Origin of the sequence: Streptomyces bullii (genome assembly GCF_042657145.1) — a bacterium.
GTDB lineage: Bacteria > Actinomycetota > Actinomycetes > Streptomycetales > Streptomycetaceae > Streptomyces > Streptomyces bullii.
Window position 1 is genome coordinate 42,447 of the sequence record NZ_JBHSNY010000017.1, and the last position, 17,545, is coordinate 59,991.

Annotated in this window: 12 protein-coding genes and 2 pseudogenes; 3 read left to right on the plus strand and 11 right to left on the minus strand. The window is 71.9% G+C overall.

The annotated features are described in order from the left end of the window. Positions 1 to 74 precede the first annotated feature (74 nt). Together pulA and ACFPZJ_RS36650 are read left to right on the plus strand one after the other, a co-directional pair. Entirely contained in the window at positions 75 to 5,477 is a 5,403-nt protein-coding gene (gene pulA, locus ACFPZJ_RS36645) for a pullulanase-type alpha-1,6-glucosidase (RefSeq protein WP_381030939.1), read from the plus strand. 27 nt (positions 5,478 to 5,504) lie between these two features. After that, a complete protein-coding gene (locus ACFPZJ_RS36650; protein WP_381030941.1) occupies positions 5,505 to 5,861 on the plus strand; it encodes a 5-carboxymethyl-2-hydroxymuconate Delta-isomerase in 357 nt (118 codons plus the stop codon). Between the two features lie 34 nt (positions 5,862 to 5,895). On the opposite strand, the gene ACFPZJ_RS36655 is transcribed toward ACFPZJ_RS36650, so the two are convergent. The 3 genes and pseudogenes from ACFPZJ_RS36655 to ACFPZJ_RS36665 all read right to left on the minus strand — a co-directional run bounded on the left by ACFPZJ_RS36655 (position 5,896) and on the right by ACFPZJ_RS36665 (position 9,182). After that, positions 5,896 to 6,585, minus strand: a complete 690-nt coding sequence (locus ACFPZJ_RS36655; RefSeq protein ID WP_381030943.1) for a TetR/AcrR family transcriptional regulator — start codon at positions 6,583 to 6,585, stop codon at positions 5,896 to 5,898. A gap of 131 nt (positions 6,586 to 6,716) precedes the next feature. After that, a complete protein-coding gene (locus ACFPZJ_RS36660; RefSeq protein ID WP_381030944.1) occupies positions 6,717 to 8,636 on the minus strand; it encodes an RNA polymerase sigma factor in 1,920 nt (639 codons plus the stop codon). A 48-nt stretch (positions 8,637 to 8,684) separates the two neighbouring features. Beyond that, positions 8,685 to 9,182: pseudogene (locus ACFPZJ_RS36665) on the minus strand (tetratricopeptide repeat protein). A 137-nt stretch (positions 9,183 to 9,319) separates the two neighbouring features. On the opposite strand from ACFPZJ_RS36665, the gene ACFPZJ_RS36670 reads away from it, so the two are divergent. After that, positions 9,320 to 9,775: a hypothetical protein gene (locus ACFPZJ_RS36670; RefSeq protein ID WP_381030946.1), complete on the plus strand. Its 456-nt coding sequence runs from the start codon at positions 9,320 to 9,322 to the stop codon at positions 9,773 to 9,775. Positions 9,776 to 9,857: 82 nt separating this feature from the next. Here ACFPZJ_RS36670 and ACFPZJ_RS36675 read toward each other — a convergent pair whose 3' ends face one another. From ACFPZJ_RS36675 to glnII, 8 genes and pseudogenes are all read right to left on the minus strand, one after another. After that, complete coding sequence (locus ACFPZJ_RS36675; RefSeq protein ID WP_381030948.1) at positions 9,858 to 11,393, minus strand: DUF1996 domain-containing protein; 1,536 nt, start codon at positions 11,391 to 11,393, stop codon at positions 9,858 to 9,860. A gap of 203 nt (positions 11,394 to 11,596) precedes the next feature. Continuing rightward, entirely contained in the window at positions 11,597 to 12,250 is a 654-nt protein-coding gene (locus ACFPZJ_RS36680; protein ID WP_381030950.1) for a response regulator transcription factor, read from the minus strand. Further along, positions 12,235 to 13,500, minus strand: a complete 1,266-nt coding sequence (locus ACFPZJ_RS36685) for a sensor histidine kinase (protein WP_381030952.1) — start codon at positions 13,498 to 13,500, stop codon at positions 12,235 to 12,237. Before ACFPZJ_RS36685 ends, ACFPZJ_RS36680 begins: the two co-directional genes overlap by 16 nt. A gap of 51 nt (positions 13,501 to 13,551) precedes the next feature. Beyond that, positions 13,552 to 14,577, minus strand: a complete 1,026-nt coding sequence (locus ACFPZJ_RS36690; RefSeq protein WP_381030954.1) for an NAD-dependent epimerase/dehydratase family protein — start codon at positions 14,575 to 14,577, stop codon at positions 13,552 to 13,554. A 60-nt stretch (positions 14,578 to 14,637) separates the two neighbouring features. Continuing rightward, positions 14,638 to 15,216: a winged helix-turn-helix domain-containing protein gene (locus ACFPZJ_RS36695; RefSeq protein ID WP_381030956.1), complete on the minus strand. Its 579-nt coding sequence runs from the start codon at positions 15,214 to 15,216 to the stop codon at positions 14,638 to 14,640. A 117-nt stretch (positions 15,217 to 15,333) separates the two neighbouring features. Then, positions 15,334 to 15,456 carry a hypothetical protein gene (locus tag ACFPZJ_RS36700; protein ID WP_381030957.1) on the minus strand — a complete coding sequence of 41 codons (123 nt, stop codon included), beginning with the start codon at positions 15,454 to 15,456 and terminating at the stop codon, positions 15,334 to 15,336. 89 nt (positions 15,457 to 15,545) lie between these two features. Continuing rightward, positions 15,546 to 16,109: pseudogene (locus tag ACFPZJ_RS36705) on the minus strand (DUF6891 domain-containing protein); the annotation flags it as partial. 164 nt (positions 16,110 to 16,273) lie between these two features. Beyond that, positions 16,274 to 17,305 carry a glutamine synthetase gene (gene glnII, locus ACFPZJ_RS36710; RefSeq protein ID WP_381030959.1) on the minus strand — a complete coding sequence of 344 codons (1,032 nt, stop codon included), beginning with the start codon at positions 17,303 to 17,305 and terminating at the stop codon, positions 16,274 to 16,276. Between the last annotated feature and the right edge of the window lie 240 nt (positions 17,306 to 17,545).

Sequence of the window (17,545 nt, forward strand, 5' to 3'; positions counted from 1 at the left end):
TGTAAAGGTTTCGGCAGCGATACGGTCGCGCGGGGTCGGACCCAAAGAGCCGCAATCGCAAGGAGTTCCCGCCCGTGATACCGAGATGGCCGGTGCCCGAGAGGCGCCGCACCCGGCGAGCGAGACGAGTCGCAGCCGTCACCGGCGCCGCGCTCACCGCCGCCCTCGTCCAGCCGCCGGCCGCGCGTGCCGACGCACCGCCCGCGCCCCCGTCGGACGCCCGACTGGCCCAGGCGGCCGCCCGGCACGACCTGACCCGAGAGCAGTTCTACTTCGTCCTGCCGGACCGTTTCGCCAACGGCAGCGCGGCCAACGACCGGGGCGGGCTGACCGGTTCCCGCCTCAGCACCGGGTACGACCCCACCGACAAGGGCTTCTACCAGGGCGGCGACCTCAAGGGCCTGACCAGGAAGCTCGACTACATCAAGGGCCTGGGCACCACCGCCATCTGGATGGCCCCCATCTTCAAGAACCAGCCCGTGCAGGGCACCGGGGCCAACGCCTCAGCCGGCTACCACGGCTACTGGATCACCGACTTCACCCAGGTCGACCCGCACTTCGGCACCAACGAGGACCTCGAGACCCTCATCGACAAGGCCCACGCCAAGGGCATGAAGGTCTTCTTCGACGTCATCACCAACCACACCGCCGACGTCATCGACTACGAGGAGAAGTCCTACGACTACCTGTCCAAGGGCGCCTTCCCGTACCTGACCAAGGACGGCGAGCCCTTCGACGACACCGACTACGCGGACGCCGCACGGGACTTCCCGGCCGTCGACCGCGACTCCTTCCCGCGCACGCCGGCCGTCCCCGCCGCCAAGAAGAAGCTCAAGGTCCCGTCGTGGCTCAACGACCCGGCGATGTACCACAACAGGGGCGACTCGACGTACGCCGGCGAGTCCACCACGTACGGCGACTTCTCCGGGCTCGACGACCTGTGGACCGAGCGTCCCGAGGTCGTCGAGGGCATGGAGCGCATCTACCAGCGGTGGGTGCGGGACTTCGGCATCGACGGGTTCCGCATCGACACCGTCAAGCACGTGAACATGGAGTTCTGGACGCAGTGGGCCACCGCCCTCGACGCGTACGCGGCCCGGCAGGGGCGTGACGACTTCTTCATGTTCGGCGAGGTGTACTCGGCCGACACCTCCGTCACCTCCCCGTACGTCACGCGGGGGCGCCTCGACTCCACGCTCGACTTCCCCTTCCAGGAGGCGGCCCGCCAGTACGCCTCCCAGGGCGGCAGCGCCCGGAAGCTGGCCTCGGTCTTCGGCGACGACTACAAGTACACGACCGACAAGGCCAACGCGTACGAGCAGGTCACCTTCCTCGGCAACCACGACATGGGGCGCATCGGGACCTTCCTCAAGCAGGACAACCCCGGCGCGAGCGACGCCGCGCTGGTGAAGAAGGCCTCCCTCGCCAACGAGCTGATGTTCCTCAGCCGCGGCAACCCGGTCGTCTACTACGGCGACGAGCAGGGCTTCACCGGCGCGGGCGGCGACAAGGACGCCCGCCAGACGATGTTCGCCTCCAAGGTCGCCGACTACCTCGACGACGACCAGCTCGGCACCGGCCGCACCCACGCCGCGGAGGCCTACGACACGAGAGCGCCGCTCTACCGGCAGATCAGTGCTCTCGCCAAGCTCCGCAAGGCCCACCCGGCCCTCGCCGACGGCGTCCAGACCGAGCGCCACGCCGCCGACGGTCCCGGCGTCTACGCCGTCTCCCGCACCGACGCCCGCACCGGCACCGAGTACCTCGTCGCCTTCAACAACGCCGGCGAGGCGAAGACGGCCACCTTCCCGACCGGCTCCGCCGACATGCGCTTCGACGGCATATACGGAACCGACCACCACGTGACGTCGGACGCCGACCGGAAGGTCACCGTCACCGTCCCGGCCGGATCCGCCGTCGTCTACAAGGCGGCCGGCGAGCTCACCGCCCCGGCCGCCAGGCCCTCCCTCACCCTGAAGGCTCCGGCCCCCGGCGCGACCGGCACCGTCGAGCTGACGGCCGACGTCGAGGGCGGACAGCTCAACAGGGTGGTTTTCGCCGCCCAGACCGGCGAGGGGAAGTGGCGGGTCCTCGGCTCCGCGGACCACGCCCCGTACAAGGTCACCCACACCATCGGCGAGGACGTACCGGCCGGTACCGCCCTGCGCTACAAGGCCGTCGTCGTCGACTTCGAGGGCCGCACGGCGAGCGCCACGGCGGCCTCCGCCACCGGCACCCCGCCCGCCGAGGAGATCCCCACCGCCTCCTCCCGCGACTACGCGATCGTCCACTACCAGCGGGAGGACGGGAACTACGCCGACTGGGGCCTGTACGCGTGGGGCGACCTCGCCGACGGCGAGTCCACCACCTGGCCCGACAGCCACCCGTTCATCGGCCGCGACGCCTACGGCGCCTTCGCCTACGTCAAGCTCAAGCCCGGCGCCTCCAACGTCGGCTTCCTCGTCATCGACAAGGAGGGCAACAAGGACGTCTCCGCCGACCGCTCGATCGACGTCACCCGGACCGGCGAGGTCTGGATCGAGCAGGGCAAGGAGACGGTCCGCACCGAGCGGCCCGAGTACCCGGCGCAGGACACCAGCAAGGCCGTCCTGCACTACCACCGTGCCGACGGCGACTACGACGGCTGGGGCCTGCACGTCTGGACCGGTGCCGCACACCCCACCGAGTGGTCGAACCCCCTGAAGCCGGTGAAGACTGACTCCTATGGCGCGGTCTTCGAGGTGCCGCTCACCGAGGGTGCCACCAGCCTCAGCTACATCGTCCACAAGGGCGACGAGAAGGACCTGCCCGCCGACCAGTCGCTGGACCTCAGGGCCGACGGCCACGAGGTGTGGCTGGTGAACGGGCAGGAGAAGTACCTGCTGCCGCAGCCAGCGGGCTCCGCGGCCGCCGTCGACCTGACCACCTCCAAGGCGGTCTGGATCGACCGGGACACCGTCGCCTGGAACGGCTCCGACGCGGCCGCCTCCACCCAGCTGCGCTCCTCCCGCACCGGCTCGATCAAGGCCGAGGACGGGGTGCTGACCAGCACCGACGAGCGCTGGCTGCGCCTGAACAGGACGTCCCTCACCGACGCCCAGAAGGCGAAGTTCCCGCATCTGAAGGACTACACCGCCTGGTCCGTCGACCCGCGCGACCGCGACCGGGTCCGCGAGGCCCTGCGCGGACAGCTCGTCGCCTCGCAGCAGGCCGCCAACGGAGCCGTCCTCGCGGCGACGGGCGTGCAGATCGCGGGCGTCCTCGACGACCTGTACGACGCGACGGCCGCCGACCTCGGGCCGACCTTCGCCAAGGGCCGTCCCACCCTCGCGGTCTGGGCCCCCACTGCCCAGAGCGTGTCCCTGGAGCTCGGCGGGTCCCTCCGGCCGATGCACCGCGACGCCGCCACCGGCGTCTGGTCCGTCACCGGCCCGGCGTCCTGGAAGAACAAGCCGTACCGGTACGTCGTGAAGGTGTGGGCGCCCGCCGCCCGCAAGGTGGTCACCAACAAGGTCACCGACCCGTACTCGGTCGCCCTCACCGCCGACTCCGAGCGCAGCCTCGTCGTCGACCTCGGCGACCGGGCGCTGCAGCCCGACGGCTGGTCGAGCTACCGCAAGCCCAGGGCCGTACCGCTGAAGGACGCCCAGATCCAGGAGCTGCACATCCGGGACTTCTCGGTCGAGGACCGCACGGCGCGGCACCCGGGCACCTACCTCGCCTTCACCGACAAGGACAGCGACGGCAGCAGGCACCTGAGGGAGCTGGCGAAGGCGGGCACGTCGTACGTCCATCTGCTGCCCGCGTTCGACATCGCCACGATCCCCGAGCGGAAGGCCGAGCAGGCCACCGTCGACTGCGACCTGGCCTCCTTCCCTGCCGACTCCGAGCGGCAGCAGGAGTGCGTGGCGAAGGCCGCCGCCAAGGACGCCTACAACTGGGGCTACGACCCCTTCCACTACACGGTCCCCGAGGGCTCCTACGCCACCGACCCGGACGGCACCGAGCGGACCGTCGAGTTCCGGAAGATGGTCAAGGCGCTCAACGAGGACGGCCTCAGGGTCGTCATGGACGTCGTCTACAACCACACGGCGGCCAGCGGCCAGGCGGACACCAGTGTCCTGGACCGGATCGTGCCCGGCTACTACCAGCGGCTCCTCGCCGACGGCTCGGTGGCCACCAGCACCTGCTGCGCCAACACCGCCACCGAGAACGCCATGATGGGCAAGCTGGTCGTCGACTCCCTCGTCACCTGGGCCAGGGAGTACAAGGTCGACGGCTTCCGCTTCGACCTCATGGGCCACCACCCGAAGGCCAACATCCTGGCGGTCCGCAAGGCCCTCGACGCACTGACCGTGGAGAAGGACGGCGTCGACGGCAAGAAGATCATCCTGTACGGCGAGGGCTGGAACTTCGGCGAGGTCGCCGACGACGCCCGCTTCGAGCAGGCCACGCAGAAGAACATGGCCGGCACCGGCGTCGCCACCTTCTCCGACCGGGCCCGTGACGCCGTGCGCGGCGGCGGCCCCTTCGACGAGGACCCCGGCGTGCAGGGCTTCGCGAGCGGGCTGTACACCGAGCCCAACTCCTCGGAGCACAACGGCACTCCGGCCCAGCAGCGGGCCCGCCTGCTCCACTACCAGGACCTGATCAAGGTGGGCCTGAGCGGAAACCTCGCGTCGTTCACCTTCACGGACACCAGCGGCAAGGAGGTCAAGGGCTCCGAGGTCGACTACAACGGCGCTCCCGCCGGATACGCCCACGCGCCCGGCGACGCCCTCGCCTACGCCGACGCGCACGACAACGAGACCCTGTTCGACGCGCTCGCCTTCAAACTGCCCGCCTCGACGAGCGCCGCCGACCGGGCACGGATGCAGGTCCTGGCGATGGCGACGGCCACCCTCTCGCAGGGCCCGGCCCTCTCCCAGGCCGGCACCGACCTGCTGCGCTCGAAGTCCCTGGACCGCAACTCCTACGACAGCGGCGACTGGTTCAACGCCATCCACTGGGACTGCTCCGACGGCAACGGCTTCGGCCGCGGACTGCCGATGGCGGCGGACAACAAGCCGAAGTGGCCGTACGCCAAGCCGCTGCTGAAGACGGTGGGCGTGGGCTGCGCGCAGATCGAGGGCGCCTCGGCCGCGTACCGGGACCTGCTGAAGATCCGTACGACGGAGAAGGACTTCTCCCTCGGCACGGCCGAGCAGGTGCGGTCCCGGCTCTCCTTCCCGCTGTCCGGGAAGGACGAGACACCCGGCGTGATCACCATGCAGCTGGGCGATCTGGTCGTCGTGTTCAACGCGACGCCCGAGCGGCAGGAGCAGCGGATCGCGGCACTGGCCGGGACCGGGTACGGGCTGCACCCGGTGCAGGCGACGGGCGCGGACCCGGTGGTGACGTCCGCGTCGTACGAGGCCGGGACCGGTTCGTTCGCCGTGCCGGGCCGTACGGTCGCGGTCTTCCGCCAGCTACGGTGATCCCGTCGTCGTAGAACAGGAGTGCTCATGCCGCAGATCACCGTCGACTACTCCGCGCGGCTCGCGGACGGCTTCGACCGGCCCGGGTTCGCGAAGGCGCTGCACACCGCGGTGGTCGACATCGCGGCGGCGAAGCCGCCGGCGTGCAAGACGCAGTTCCGCAGGACGGAGGAGACCACGGTCGGCCCCGACACCGAGGGGCACGCCGTCGTGCACGTCCACATCGGGCTGCTCGCCGGCCGCACCGACGAGACCAAGGCCCGGCTCACCGAGGCGGTGCTGGAGTTGCTGCGGCAGTACGTGAAGCCGGCGGAGGATCTGGCGCTGCACGCCTCGGCGGAGGTGCGCGACCTGGACCCGTCCTACCGGAAGTTCGACAGCTAGGGCCTGTTCTCGGGAGCAGGGGGCCCGGCAGGCGTCAGAACGCCAGGGCCATGAGCCGGCCGGCGAGGTCCGTGAAGGGACCGTCGGCCGGCTCGTCCTTGAGGACGCGGCGCAGCAGGGCGCTCATCTCCTCGTCGTAGGCGGCGCTGACGGCGGCCAGCGCGGCGAAGTCGTGGACGAGCTGCGCCTCCAGTTCGGCGCGCGGGATGCGTCGGCCGTCCAGCCAGATCAGGGCCGTCGACTCGGCGAGCGAGATCCAGGAGCGGACGACCAGTTCCAGTCGCGCGGGCGGATCCGTCACACCCAGATGCGAAAGGATCTGGACATACGCCGCCTGCCGTACGGAGTCGATGAGCGCGTTCGTCGTCGAGGAGCCGACCGCCGGACCGCCCCGCATCAGGGCCGAGAAACCGGGGCCGTGCTCGTCCACGAAGTCGAAGAACCGGCCCATCACGCGCAGCAGCCGCGCCCCCAGCGGACCCTCGTGCGGCTCCATGAACCGGGCCGCCAGATCGTCCGAGGCGCGCTTCAACGCCGCCTCGTACAGGCTGAGTTTGCCGGGAAAGTAGTGGTAGACCAGCGGCCGCGAGATGCCCGCGGCCGACGCTATCTCGTCGATGGAGACCTCGTCGGGCGAGCGGCGGCTGAACAGTTCGAGGGCGACGCCGATCAACTGCTGCCGCCGCTCCTCGACTCCCATTCTGCGGCGTACCCCGGTAGTCATGCGAACACCTTACCGATCGATTCCGGCCTCGAACGGGCCGGAGTCGCCACGGATGTTCGCCGGTTCGGTCACCTGTCCGGCGCGAGACGATCACTGCGTGCCCGGGTCCGCACGGACGGTCGGCCGTGCCGCTAGTTCAGACCGCTGATCGACCGCCCGTCCTTCAGGGTGCCCTTCAGCTCGGCGCGGGCCCCCTGCCCGGCCCGCACGGCCAGCAGGTTGCCCCGCGTGGCGCCGTCGACGCCGCCCGTGGCCCGCACCGACGCGGTGTCGGGGCTGCCGGCGGCCAGCAGGTACCGGTTCCCGGCCGCCGACTTCCACAGCACACCGGCGAGCACATGCGGATCCCGCGCCCCGCACGCCGAAACGTTCGCGGCCTTCGCGGCCACCGCTCCGTTCGACCCGCCCGGCATGCGGAACTGCGCCAGCACCAGGGCCCCGCCCCCGCGCCAGGTCTCCGCGCGTGTGCACACCCATGCGGCCGACCCGCTCGCGTCGGGCAGCGGTTGCAGGGCGAACTGCCAGACGTTCACGCTCCGTACGCCCCCGCCGCGCACCGCGCCGAGCGAGCAGGCGTACGGGGCCCAGGTGCGCAGCGCCTCACCCGAGGCGTCAACGGCGGAGCCGGGCCGTCCGGCGGTCAGGCGGGCCGGGATGAGTTCACCGAGGTCGGTGAGCACCCGCGTACCGGTGTCGTCGGTCAGCTGGAGCACATGCCACGACGTGCACGCCCCGGTCCGCAGCGCCGGGCTGGCCATCGGCGAGGTCACCCCGCCCGTCAGGGACATCGCCAGGGCGGAGGAGCCCGGCTTCAGCAGATCGCGCTGGCTGGCGTCGCGCACCCAGGGCGCCGTCAGATAGCGGACGTTGCCGTCGGTCCGGCCCAGGACCACCGCGCCGGCGTCGGCCTGGGACGCGCCGTCGACCCGGGCGAAGTCGAGCGCGGCGCCCCGTGTGCCCTCCTTCGGTTCGGCGTACCGGGCGATGCGCAGACCGTCGTACAGGAGCACCACGCGCGCCGTGTCGACGGTCCCCGCGTACAGCAGCTGGGGCGGGCCGGACGGGCCGCCGGTCGGGGTGCCTGGTGTCGCCGACACCTTCACGGTCGCGCCGGGGCGGGCCCAGACGGCGAGCGCGCGGCGCAGCAGGGCGGTGTCGCCGGTCAGGTCGCCGCGCGCCGGCCACACCGAGAAGTCGGTGCGCGCGGCGGCCCGCCACGCGGTGGGGGCGACCTTGGTGAGCTCGGCCGGGTCCAGGGCGGCCTGCGCCGCCGGGTTCTTCGCGTACACGGGGGCGGCGGCGCCGTCGGGACCCCAGCCCTCGCCGGGCAGGCCGAGCAGCGCCCCGCACACCAGGAGAGCCGCCCCTCCGGCCAGCGCGGCCCTCAGGTGCTGCCGGCGTCGCATCAGGTCGGTGGGCCGGGCCTGGAGCGAGCACGGGTCGAACTCGGCGGAGTCCAGCAGCGGGTACTGGGCGGGCACCTCGTCGGCCTCGCGCAGCGCGGCGTCCACGTCGGACACGCCGGCGGCCCCGAGCACCTCGCGCACCTCATCGTCCGGGAGCTGCTCCAGGCCGCGCAGCACGTAGGCCGCGCGGCCCGGTCCGGACAGGGCGGACAGCCGCTGGTCCAGGGCGAGTTCGTCGGCGCCTCCGGACCGCGGGAAGAGGCGCAGCCCCCAGACCTGGGGCAGCAGCGGCGGCAGCTGGGACCGCCTGGGTCGGGCCCGGCGCCACAGCGGCAGGCCCGCCTCCAGTGCGGTACGCACCACCTGGAGGCGGACCAGGGCGTACCCCGGGTCGCCGTCGCGTCCCGTCGACTGGGCCGGGATCGCGGGGGCCGGTGTCCGGCCCCTGGGCAGGGCGCGCTGGGTGAGGGCGTGCGCGGTCATCACGCGCCTGCCCCGGCCCAGGCCCGGCGGCAGTACGAGGTAGGCGAGCCGGACGAGCCGCGGGTAGTGCTCGACGAGCGCCGCCTCGGCCTGTTCGACGTCGACGACCGGGCCGGCCGGGGGAGTGGGGGTGGTGCGCTGGGCGACATCCTGTGACTGCACGTTCAGCAGAACGAGCGAATCGGCGGTAGGTCACCTGACTGCGCGGCGTTACCGCCCGGGCTCCACGAGGAGGCGGGCGTGGTGCGCGGTCGAGCGCTGGTGGCGCGGCAGAGGGCGGGCCAGGGCGCCCAGTACCAGGGCAAACCCCCGCGGTCGCGGCCCAGGTCGGACAGGCACAGCGCGAGGGCCGCCCGTACGGCGTCGCCCGACTCGTCCTCCGCAGCGTCGAGTTCGGGCGTGAGCGGCTTGACGCCCTCCTCGGCCCGCCCGGTGCTCCCGAGCGAGCCGGCCAGTTGGATCTTGGTGCGGTCGCGACGGTGGCCGTCGATGCCGCGCGCCGGAGCCTCCCGGTACGGCGGCGGCCTTGTCCGAGTGGCCCGTCGATTCCCCGGCGCACGCCTGCTCGAACGGGCTGAGGGGGCGGCCGTACGGCAGCTCGGCTGCGAGCGCGTCGATCACGGCGCGGAACCTCGACGTGCCCTGCTCGGCGTGGTCGGCGTACGCGGCCCGCGCGGCGGCCACCCGGACTTCCCAGTCCTGATCCACCGGGTTACCTTCGCACGGGCGTGCCCGCTGCGGCACGGTGATTTGAGCGCTCCGCGCCCCGCAGCCGTATCGAGGACGAGGGCCCCTCGCCGGGGCCCCGTGCGGCATGTCGCCGGAAGGATCCGGAGGAAGAACAGATGAGGTTGACTCGACCGATGCTCGCGCTGACCGGCGCGGTGGCGGTACTGGCGCTGGCGGGCTGCGGATCCGGCGGGCACGGCGAGACCGCCGTGCCGAAGACGGCGACGGGAAGCCTGGAGCATCTGGCCGCCGAGGCGAAGTGCGAGCCCAACATGCAGACCGACGCCGACACGATCCGCCAGGCCATCTGCAAGAAGGGCGAGGAGAAGTACATCCTCGCCACGTTCTCCACCGACCGCGGCCAGCGCGAGTGGATCAACCAGGCCAAGGACTACGGCGGTTACTACCTCGTCGGCCGCAAATGGGTCGCCGTCGGCGAGCAGAAGACGGTGATGGCGCTGCGCGGCGCACTCGGCGGGACCCTGGAGGAGGGGTCCGAGCACATGAACCCCGGTGGCAGCCACAACAGGGGTGGCGGGGGCGAGGGCTCGCATTCCGGTCACGGCGGCTGACCGCGCGGGTAGCGGGACCAGGCGGGGAACGAGCGAAAGCCGGCGGTGGGAGTTCCCACCGCCGGCTTTCTACGGGTCGGGACTACTGGCAGTCCTCGCCGTTGTTGATGCACTGGACCATCTCGTTCATCAGGTCCTCGTCGAAGAAGTTGATGAAGTCGTTGTGGTCGGTGATCGGCTTGTGCAGCTGCTCCGGGAACGAGTCGATCGCGTACGCGTTCGCGACCTGTCCGTTCTCGATCTGCGGGGCCGGGATGTCGTAGACCAGTCGGACCTGCAGCTGGGGGATCGCCTGGAAACCGTTGCCGCAGCTGCCGTCCGCCTGCACGAAGGCCACGTGCGTGCGGTGGTTGGCGCTGTCGATGTTCTGGCCGTCCCAGCAGCTCTGGAAGTTGGACGTGCGCACCACGGAGCTGCCCTCGGGGCAGATCGGGTACTTGTCCGTCACCTGCCGGTCCTCGAAGCCGGTGCAGCTCCAGGAGGTGTTGGCGTTCCCGAGACCGTTGGTGAAGGACTTGGCGTCACCGGTGATGATGCGCAGGGCCTTCGGCATCGCGACGACGTCGCTCGTCCGGTTGCCGACGAACTTCAGCTGGGCCTCGGCGGGCTCGACGATCTTGCCGACGTTGCCGTCCTGACCGCCACCGGGCTGGTTCTGGTCGATGTCCTGCGTGCCGTCCTGCAGACGGATCACCGGCCAGAAGTACGACGACTTGTCGCCCTGGTTCTGGCAGGTGGTGTCCGCCGCCGCCAGGTCCTCGTCGCTCGCGAACGCGTTGTTGCCCTGGTTGCCGACGTAGTCGTGCTGGTGCTGCGCACCGTTGCTGACACCGGGAGCGACGATCACGTTGTCCGAGTTGCGGTTCTCGTTCTCGTTGGTGCCGCAGACCGTGGTGAAGCTGCCCGTCGAACCGGTGTCGCCGTTCGCGGCGAGGCCGTTCGGCAGGTTGCGCGAGCCCGGCTGGACGTCCTCGATGTTGATGAAGTCGTCGGCCACCGGGCCATTGCCGGCCTGGCCGCCGTTGCCCTGGTCCTGACCGCCGTCCTGACCCTGGTCCTGGCCGTCGCCGCCCTGGTTCTGGCCGTCGCCCTGGTCCTGACCGCCGTTGTTCTGGTCCTGGCCCTCACCGTCGTTGGTCTCCGGCTGGTCGACGGGGACGCCCTGGCAGTCGGCGAGCCGGTCCATGCCCCGCGGGGCCTCGCCACCGGCGCGCTTGATGTTGATGCCGATCCGGTCGAGGGTGGCCACGCGCTTGGACTTCAGCGGGCCGAGGATGGCGTTGTTGACGAAGCCGGGGTCACCCGCCTGGGCCTGGCGCGTCTCCGCGAGGCGCGTGTAGGCGTCCGTGATCTGCCGGTCGAGCAGCGCCAGCTCCTTGGCGACGCCCTGGCGTGCCCTCTCCGGCACGTCCGTCAGCTTCTGGCCGACGTCCGGGCAGTTGATCGTCGCGATCTGCGCGGCCGTGGCCTTGGTGTAGTCCTGTGCCGAGTTCTCCTCGTGTGCCGATGCGTAGAAGTTCGCCCAGATCAGCCCGCCCCCACCGAGCGCTAGGGCCGCCGATGCGGCTACGGCCTTGGTGGCCAGCGGCGTACGGCGTTTTCTTGTGTTGCGTCCCATGGAACTCCTCTAACTTCCTTTTTCGGGGGCATCGAGGCGCCCGACAGGAGTGAAGCGGCTCCTTTCCATACGGAGCCCGTCCCACGGGTGTTCAGCCGTCCCGGCATTTGTTGAGAAGTTCGTGAGGGCACTGTGCGCTCAACAGGCCCTGGAACACCAGGAGTTGTTGATCCCGCACGGCGGGTGAACGCACGGGTCCGGTTTCACCGGCCGTGGTCGAGATACGCGAGAACCGCCAGCACGCGCCGGTTGTCGTCGTCCGAGACCTCAAGACCCAGTTTGGCGAAGATGTTCGCGGTGTGCTTGGCGATCGCCCGTTCGGTGACGACGAGCTTCGCGGCGATCGCGGCGTTGGACCGGCCCTGCGCCATCAGCTCCAGCACCTCCAGCTCACGGGGTGTGAGCCGCCCGAGCGGCTGGTCGCCGGTCGCCCGCCGGGTCAGCAGCTGCTGGATGACCTGCGGATCCATCGCCGTACCGCCGGCGGCGACCCGTCGTACGGCGTCCACGAACTGCTCCGCGTCGAAGACCCGGTCCTTCAGCAGATAGCCCACCCCGCCGCTGCCGTCGGCCAGCAGCTCGCGCGCGTACAGCTGCTCCACGTGCTGGGAGAGCACCAGCACCGGCAGCCCCGGCCGCGCCCGGCGGGCCCGCAGCGCGCACTGCAGCCCCTCGTCGGTGTGCGTCGGGGGCAGCCGTACGTCCACCACGGCCACGTCCGCCTCCAGTTCGGCCAGGGCGCGGGCCAGTTCAGGGCCGGACTCCACGGCCGCCGCGATCTCGAAGCCGTGGGCCTGGAGCAGCCGGACGAGTCCGTCGCGCAGCAGGAAGAGGTCTTCGGCTAGGACAACGCGCAAGGGATCTCCACGGTGACCAGGGTGGGGCCGCCCGCGGGGCTGCTGACGGCCAGGACGCCGTCGAATGTACCCAGCCGCCGCTCCACTCCGGCCAGCCCGGAACCGGCCCCGGTCACCGCACCGCCCTTGCCGTTGTCGGTGACGGTCGCCCGCAGCCTGCCGTCGGCGTGATGCAGGTCGATCCAGATCCGGTCGGCCTCCGCGTGCTTCACGGCGTTGGTGAGCACCTCGCTGACGGCGAAGTACGCGGCCGACTCCACGGGCGCCTCCGCACGCCCGGGCAGGTCCACGTCCACTTCGGTCGCCACCGGCATCCGCAGCGCCAACGCCCGTACGGCATCGCCCAGTCCGCGTTCGGCGAGCACCGGCGGGTGGATGCCGCGCACCAGCTCACGCAGCTCGGACAGGGCTTCGGCGGACGATGTGCGGGCCTGCGCGATCAGCGCCTTGGCCCGGGACGGGTCCTTGTCGAGCAGCGCCTCGACGGTGCCGAGGTCCATGCCCACCGCGACCAGCCGGGCCTGCGCCCCGTCGTGCAGGTCCCGCTCGATGCGCCGCAGTTCGGCGGCGGAGGTGTCGACCGCGTCCCGTCGCGTCTCGGTCAGCACCCGCACCCGCTCGGCCAGTTCGCCCTGGCCGGAGCCGAGGACGGCCCGGGTGAGCCGGAAGTGGACCAGGAGCAGACGCGGGGTGAGGAAGTGGGCGAAGAACAGCAGGACGAGGGCCGGCGCGGCGGCGCCGAGCGCGGACGCCTGCCCGGTGACCGGCACGAACCCGTACCAGTACCCGTCCGGGAAGACCCGCCACAGCCCGGCCGCGAGCGCGAACCCCTCCAACGGGTACAGCAGCAGCGCGGCCGGCAGCAGCGCGGTGACGAAGCCCGCCGTCATGTCGACCGGCAGCCACCTCAGGTCCCGCCAGGTCGCCGGGTCGCGCAGCAGCCCGAAGGTGCGTGCCCAGGGGTTGGCGTCCTCGGGCAGCGGCCGGTACGCCGGCGGGATCCGCACCCCGCCCCACTCCGCCGCGAGCACCCGCCGCCCGTTCGCGTACGCCCGTGCCCCCGTCAGCACGTACGGCGTCGTCACGATGCCGACGCCGACCGGGATGAGCGCGATGGACACGGCGGACAGCACGAAGCACAGGACCGACCCCGGTAAGGCGACGAGGGCCAGCGCCAGCCCCCGCACCGCGGCGAGCCCGATGCCCCGCCCTTTCGTCCGCGCACTGCCGTTCTTCGAGTCGATGGTCATGGCGTCAGTCTCGCCGAGCGGGCCGCGGGGGTCACTGGCCCGAGGCCCCGGTCAGGGGGTGGTGCCAGGTACACCTCCGGCGGCCGCGAGCACCTCGGCCTCCGTCTCCGGATCGATCCCCGGTGTGGGGCGGTCCGGGCGGTGCGGGGCCGTGCCGCCGATGCTGCGCAGCCACCTCCAGGTGTCCGCCACGGTCTCCTCGACGGGCCGGCAGCGCAGGCCCGCCGCGACGGCCCGGGAAACGTCCGCGCCGTGCAGGGCGTCGTGCAGGTCGCTGCCCGGCGGCACCCACACCGGCAGCTGGGTCCACGGCTCGATGCCCGCCTCCAGGATCACCTCGGGCGCGGTCCACCGCAGTTCGGCCGTGCCGCCGGTGACCCGCACACAGGCGTCCAGCAGCGAGCCCGTCGTGGCGTGCCCCCGCGGGCTGATCAGGTTGTACGGCCCGCTCAACTCCCGCTCGGCCGCCTGCAGGATCCACTCGGCGAGGTCGCGGACGTCGACGTACTGGAGGGGCAGGTCCCGCGGCCCGGGCGCGAGGGTCGCCCCGCCGCGCGCCGTACGGACCAGCCACCAGGGCAGCCGGCCGACGTTCTCGTACGGCCCGAGGATCAGCCCGGCCCGCACCAGCAGCGACCGCCGCGCGCCGAAGGCGTCGACGGCGGCCAGTTCGCCACCGAGCTTGTCCCGGGCGTACGCGGTCTGCCCTGCGTCGGCCGAGGCTCCCGCCACCAGCGGCGCGTCCTCGGTGTACCCGGCGGGCGGGGCCCAGGCGTACACCGAGCTGCTCGACACGTACACGTACCGGCGGGCGCGGCCCCGCAGCAGCCGCGCCGCGTCCCGCACCGCGCGGGGCGCCGCCGACCAGGTGTCGACGACGACGTCCCAGTCGTCCGTGTCCCCGGCCAGGGCGGCCAGTCCCTCCGGGGCGGTGCGGTCGCCGTGCAACGACCGCACCCCGGCCGGAGGGTCGTGACGTCCCCGGTGGAAGACGGTCACGTCCCAGCCGTGCCCGAGGGCCGCCTCCACGACGGCCCGACCCACGAACTCCGTACCGCCCAGCATCAGAAACCTCATGCCGGTGACCCTGCCCGGTGGACGGGCGGGAGGGAACGGCGCTCTGCTGTCGGCAGACGGTCAGCGCCCGCCCGGCGGCACGTACTTGTAGCCGACCCGGCGTACCGTCCGGATGCTCTCGCGGTGCTCGGCGCCCAGCTTGCGGCGCAGTCGGGCGATGTGCACGTCGACGGTACGGCCGTCGCCGACATGCCCGTAGCCCCACACCGTGCCGACCAACTGGTCGCGGGTGTGCACCCGGCCCGGGTGGGTCACGAGGTGGGCGAGCAGCTCGAACTCCAGGTAGGTCAGGTCGAGCGCCCGCCCGGCCACCTCGGCGGTGCGCTGCGCGGTGTCGACGCGGATCAGCGGGTCACCGCCGGGCCCGGTGCCGGGGGTCTGGGCCCGGTCGGGGGCGATCGGCGGCGGGAACGGCGGCTGCTGGTCGGCCGGGACCAGCACCAGGTAGCCGATCATGGGCGGCTGCCCCGGCAGCGAGGGCAGGGCGTGCTGTGGCGCGGGCAGCCAGGTGGCGCCCGGCGGCAGGAGGTCGGCGACGGTCACGGCCTCGTCCCGGTCGACGGCGCGCAGCCGGTGCCGGGGGCCGTGCGAGGACGCGGTGGCGAGGGGGGCGGTGGACAGGGAACGGGTGGTCGCCATGAGAGGTCAGCTCTTTCGCGCGAGAGGTTCGACGGAAGGGCCGACGGGCCGAGTGGGTGGTCGGGCCCGTCGGGGACGTACGCCGGTCGCGCTGGCCGAAGGCCGGGGTGTACGGCTTCAGAGGGCCGGCGCGTCGGTCGCGCGGCGACACACCCGGTCGAAGTCGTGGTGCTGACGGGAGGGCCAGAAGGGCTCGAGGTCATGGCGACCTGTCGCGGAGTGCTTCTCGAAGCTGGCCATGGCCCCATTGAAGCAGACACCCGCCGTCGGCAGGACCCCTTCTCTCACTGTGTGGACGCCGCCCCCGCGGGAGCCGGCGGTCGCGTACGTCACTCCACCAGGCGTTTGCGCCAGTCCAGCGGGGTGACGCTGATCGCCTGCCCCGGGGCGCCGTCCCACCGGGTGGACAGCCCGGCGGCCGCGAGCGCCGCCACGACCTCGTGCCCGACGGCCGTGGTGGTGTCCTGCGAGCCGTCGAATGCGCCGTAGCAGAGGGAGAGTCCGTACCCCTCGGCGGCGTGCTCGGTGGTCTGCTGGTGGAAGAAGACGAACCCGCGGGCGCCCTCGCGCTCGGCGCCTGTCTCCGCCGTGCCGCAGCCGTGGCAGCACGTGAAGTTCTCCCGGGCCGTGATCCCGCTCGCCTCCAGGGCGTCGAAGGCCCGGGTGAGCCGGTCGGGGTCGGTGACGCCCTTCCACGTCCGCTGCTCGGCGACCCGTTCCGCCCACAGCCGGCCCACCAGCCGCCGGGCCCGGGCCTTCGACACCCGCTCGTCACCGCCGACGGGGTGGTCCCCGGCGATGTCGACCAGCTCCCGCCGGGATTCGTAGCCGCAGCGCAGCCGCTCCCGGATCCGTGCCTCGACCTTGTCGCGCACCGCGTCCGGCAGTTCGCCGATCCGCTCCTGGCCGGTGAGGTCCGTGCCGAAGAAGCCGTCCTCGCCCGCGAGGAGGACGGGCAGCGCTAGGACGGGGCGCGGGCGGGCAGTGCCAGGACGGGAAGCGCGAAGGGGCGCCCACCGTCCTGGTGGGCGCCCCTTCGCACGGAGCCGTGGGCGGATCAGACCTGGCCGGCCTTCTCCAGCGCCGAGCAGCAGGTGTCGACCAGCAGACGCGTCACCACGTACGGGTCGACGTTGGCGTTCGGACGGCGGTCCTCGATGTAGCCCTTGCCGTCCTTCTCGACCTGCCACGGGATACGGACCGAGGCACCGCGGTTGGAGACGCCGTAGGAGAACTTGTCCCAGGGGGCGGTCTCGTGCAGACCGGTCAGGCGGTCGTCGATGCCGGCGCCGTAGTTCTTGACGTGGTCGAGCGGCTTGGAGCCATCACCGAGCGACTCGCACGCGGTGATGATCGCGTCGTAGTTCTCGCGCATCGCCTTGGTGGAGAAGTTGGTGTGCGCGCCGGCGCCGTTCCAGTCGCCCTTGACCGGCTTGGGGTCGAGGGTGGCGGCGATGCCGAAGTCCTCGGCGGTGCGGTAGAGCAGCCAGCGGGCCACCCACAGCTGGTCGGAGACCTCCAGCGGGGACAGCGGACCGACCTGGAACTCCCACTGGCCGGGCATGACCTCGGCGTTGATGCCGGAGATGCCCAGGCCCGCCTTCAGGCAGTTGTCCAGGTGGGCCTCGACGACGTCACGGCCGAAGATCTCGTCGGAGCCGACGCCGCAGTAGTAGCCGCCCTGCGGGGCCGGGAAGCCGCCCTTGGGGAAGCCGAGCGGGTAGCCGTCCTTGAAGAAGGTGTACTCCTGCTCGATGCCGAAGATCGGCTCCTGCGCGGCGAACTTCTCCGCGACCTCGACCAGCGCGGCACGCGTGTTGGTCGAGTGCGGGGTCATGTCCGTGTTGAGGACCTCGCACAGCACCAGCACGTCGTCGCCGCCGCGGACCGGGTCCGGGCAGGTGAAGACCGGCTTCAGCACGCAGTCCGAGGCGTGGCCCTCGGCCTGGTTGGTGGAGGACCCGTCGAAGCCCCAGATCGGCAGCGCGTCCAGACCGGCGGGCGAGCCCGGGATGATCTTCGTCTTGGAACGCAGCTTGGCCGTCGGCTCGGTGCCGTCGATCCAGATGTACTCAGCCTTGAAGGTCACGGGCCACATCCTTCGGGGTGGGTCTAGGCGCGTTGTGCGGGTGCTGCGGCGCTGCGGCACTGAGGCGCCGCGCTGATGCCCGGCAGCCTGTCAACGGGCGATTTCCCGGCCATTGCTCGTATGTGAACCCCGTGTTACCTGGTGATTCTGTGTCGCAGCTCACCCTGTGAGGGTGTGCGCGGTGCGGGAGAGGCCGTCTCCAGGCCACGCGGCACCCCGGCGCGGTGACTCGTATGCGAA

What these genes read in the sequence shown, in the direction of transcription:
- ACFPZJ_RS36675 (WP_381030948.1), bottom strand. Translation starts at nt 11,393, where the DNA reads ATGGGACGCAACACAAGAAAACGCCGTACGCCGCTGGCCACCAAGGCC.
- ACFPZJ_RS36695 (WP_381030956.1), bottom strand. Translation starts at nt 15,216, where the DNA reads ATGGCGACCACCCGTTCCCTGTCCACCGCCCCCCTCGCCACCGCGTCC.
- ACFPZJ_RS36685 (WP_381030952.1), bottom strand. Translation starts at nt 13,500, where the DNA reads ATGACCATCGACTCGAAGAACGGCAGTGCGCGGACGAAAGGGCGGGGC.
- ACFPZJ_RS36690 (WP_381030954.1), bottom strand. Translation starts at nt 14,577, where the DNA reads ATGAGGTTTCTGATGCTGGGCGGTACGGAGTTCGTGGGTCGGGCCGTC.
- ACFPZJ_RS36655 (WP_381030943.1), bottom strand. Translation starts at nt 6,585, where the DNA reads ATGACTACCGGGGTACGCCGCAGAATGGGAGTCGAGGAGCGGCGGCAG.
- ACFPZJ_RS36670 (WP_381030946.1), top strand. Translation starts at nt 9,320, where the DNA reads ATGAGGTTGACTCGACCGATGCTCGCGCTGACCGGCGCGGTGGCGGTA.
- ACFPZJ_RS36650 (WP_381030941.1), top strand. Translation starts at nt 5,505, where the DNA reads ATGCCGCAGATCACCGTCGACTACTCCGCGCGGCTCGCGGACGGCTTC.
- ACFPZJ_RS36700 (WP_381030957.1), bottom strand. Translation starts at nt 15,456, where the DNA reads ATGGCCAGCTTCGAGAAGCACTCCGCGACAGGTCGCCATGACCTCGAG.